Below are 3,007 nucleotides of genomic sequence, written 5' to 3' on the forward strand. Positions count from 1 at the left end.
TCGTCGCTCCGGTCGTCCCCGCCGAGCTTGTCGATCGCGGCCATGATCACTCCGAGGACCGCCAGGTAGACGCCCACGTCGAAGACCAACGCAGTGGTGAGGTGCACGTCGCCGAGGTAGGCGTGCAGCGGCAGGAGGAACGAGCCGTCCACGAAGCCCGCGAGACCCGTGACGACCCCGATGACCACTCCCGCCGCGATGACCGCGACGTATGGGACCCGGATCCGCGCCGCCTCGTCCCTGGGTGCGCGCAGGTAGTAGATCGCGATTCCGGCCCCGCCGATGAGCGCGGAGTTGAAACCTCCGCCGGGGGCGTTGTGGCCGCGCACGAGGAAGTAGAGAGAGAGGAACACGATCAGGGGGCCCAGTACCCGGGCGAACGTGCGGAGGAAGACCCCGTTGTCCTCGGCGGGCAGGAGCGGCGAATTCGAGGGGACGGAGAGACGCACCTGGCGACGGGGCAGGGTGCGCCTGGCGTGCAGAGCCAGGACCACCGCGAGTCCGGCCACCCCGAGCACGGTGAGTTCGCCGAGGGTGTCCAGCGCTCGGTAGTCCACCAGGACGGTGTTGACCACGTTGATGCCACCGGTGTCCTCCTCCGCGTTGTCGAGGAAGTACCGCCCGACATCGGAGAGTTCCCGGCGACCGGTCATGGCCCACACCGCCGCGCCCGAGGCCAGGCCGATCACGATCGCGACGGCCGCGCTGACGAGCATGCGTGAGCGGGAGACCATGTGGAAGGTGGGGGGGAGTCGCTGGAGGACCAGGACGATGACGACGACGGTGAGGACCTCGACGAGGAGTTGGGTCAAAGCCACGTCGACCGCACCGAGAGTGAAGAACCACAGCGCCATGGCGAACCCGACGATCCCGACGTTCGCGACGGCGCCGACCCTGGAGCGGGAGATGACCATGGCTGCGGTCCCCACCACGAGCAGTAGCACCACCACCCAGTCCTCCGCCCGGACGGGTGAGCCCACCTCGGGTTCGGGGCGGACGACCGCCACACCCACGGCGGCCAGGGCGACCAGCACCACGAGGACGGCCCAGACGTGCCGGGAGATCCGATCCGTCCGGGTGACGTCGCCGACGCGCGCCCCGCCCGCGATGGCCCAGCGGCGCAGCGCGTCGACCGTCGCCACCCCGGTGATGGGGGCGAGCTCACGGTTGAGGAAGCGGTCCAGGGGATTGCGCACCAGGACCAGCACGATGCCGAACGCGATCACGGCCATCGACATGAACAACTCGGGCGCGAACCCGTGCCACAGACCGAAATCCGCCTTGTATCCCTCGCCGAGGGAGGCGCGGGCCGCTGCCGCGACAGCGGGTTCGAGGAGGAACCCGGTGAATCCGAGCACCAGCCCCAGCACCGCGGGCAGGGCGGCGGGGAGGAAGAACGAGGCGTGGGGCGCCTCGATGGTCTCCGGGGTGCTGTGTACCGGCTCGGGGCCCGGCCCCGCCGGGGGGCCGTGGGTGACGAACCCGCCGAGCAGGAAGCGTGCCGAGTAGGCGAAGGTGAAGGTGGCGGCGAACACGGCCAGGGCACCGAGCGCGGGCCCGGTCCACGCGGCTCCCGGCGCGTCGAGCATGGATTTGAACATCCACTCCTTGGACACGAAGCCCAGCAGCGGGGGCAGTCCCGCCATCGACGCCGCGGCCAGTCCCACGCCGATCGCCGTGCCGGGCATGATGCGGTAGAGCCGCGGGAGACCACTCATGGCCCGGGTGCCGGTCTGTTGGTCGACCACGCCCACAAACATGAACAGGGACGACTTGAACAGCGCGTGGGCGATGGTGTGCACGATCGCGGCGACCATGGCGGCCGGGGTGCCCACGCCGATCGTCGCCACCAGGAAGCCCAGCTGGCTGATCGTGGAGTAGGCCAGCAGTTCCTTGAGGTCGTCCCGCTGCATTGCGAACACGGCCCCGAGAACGGCGGTGGTCATTCCGCAGGTGATGAGGAGCAGGTTCCACACCGGGACGTCGTGCAGTGCCTCGGAGAACCGCAGCAGCAGGTAGATGCCGGCCTTGACCATGGCGGCCGCGTGCAGGTACGCGCTGACCGGGGTCGCCGCGACCATGGCGTCCGGCAACCACGCCTGGAACGGGAACTGCGCGGACTTGGTGAACGCGGCCATGGCGATCAGTACGGCGATCACCGTGGCGAAGCCGGGGTCAGTCGACCACACCGGATCGACCAGGATCTCCGACAGGACGGTGGTGCCGGTGCGGACCACCATGAGCGCCGCGGCGGTGAGCAGGCACAGCCCGCCCGCGACGGTGACGAGGAGCGTCCGCACCGCGGGCTGCGTTCCCTTGGGGCCGGCGAGCGTGATGAGGAAGAAGGAGCACAGGGTCGTGAACTCCCACGCGACGAACAGCAGGACGACGTCGTCCGCCAGGACCAGCCCGAGCATCGACGCGGCGAACAGCGTCATCAGGCCGTAGTACCCGCCGTGACCGCCACCGCGCCCGAGGTACCGGGACGAGTAGGCCATCACCACGGCCCCGATCCCGAGGACGATCATGGTGAACACGCGGGCCAGCGGGTCGAGGGACAGGCGGAGTTCGACGCCCAACGCGGGCATCCACGCGACCGTGGAGACGGTGTCGACGGGGACGGCGAACCAGATGTACAGGGCGAGGCCGCCGAGCAGCGCCGCGAGCGGCCATCCCGCGTCCCGCCCCATGGTGCGGGCCAGCAACGGTGAGATCGCCGCGATGCCGAAGGCCACTGCGAGGGCGAGGGTCAGGGTCACGTGCCGTTGGCTCCGGAGGTGGTCGAGATGGGCGTCGGAACAGACCCGTGGGTACCGAGCCCGCCGGGCCAGGCTAACACTCTCCGCCCGGGCGGATTCGGGCAGGATTCCGGGGCATGCCGAATGACCTGCGGGAACGGGTGCGCCACGTCACTACCATCCACGGCATGCCCCCCACCCCCAGTGCAGCCGACCGCGCGGACGAACCTCTGGACGACCCGGTCGACGAGCCCGTCGACGAGCCGGTC

1 protein-coding gene is annotated in these 3,007 nt (G+C 70.1%); it reads right to left on the minus strand.

Annotation, left to right across the window (positions count from 1 at the left end; all coding sequences use genetic code 11):
* On the minus strand, positions 1 to 2,759 hold a 2,759-nt coding region (locus G6018_RS04860; RefSeq protein ID WP_182638938.1), incomplete at its 3' end, for a DUF4040 family protein.
* Positions 2,760 to 3,007: the final 248 nt, after the last annotated feature.

Source organism: Dietzia sp. DQ11-44, from assembly GCF_014145205.1.
Classification (GTDB): Bacteria; Actinomycetota; Actinomycetes; order Mycobacteriales; family Mycobacteriaceae; genus Dietzia; species Dietzia natronolimnaea.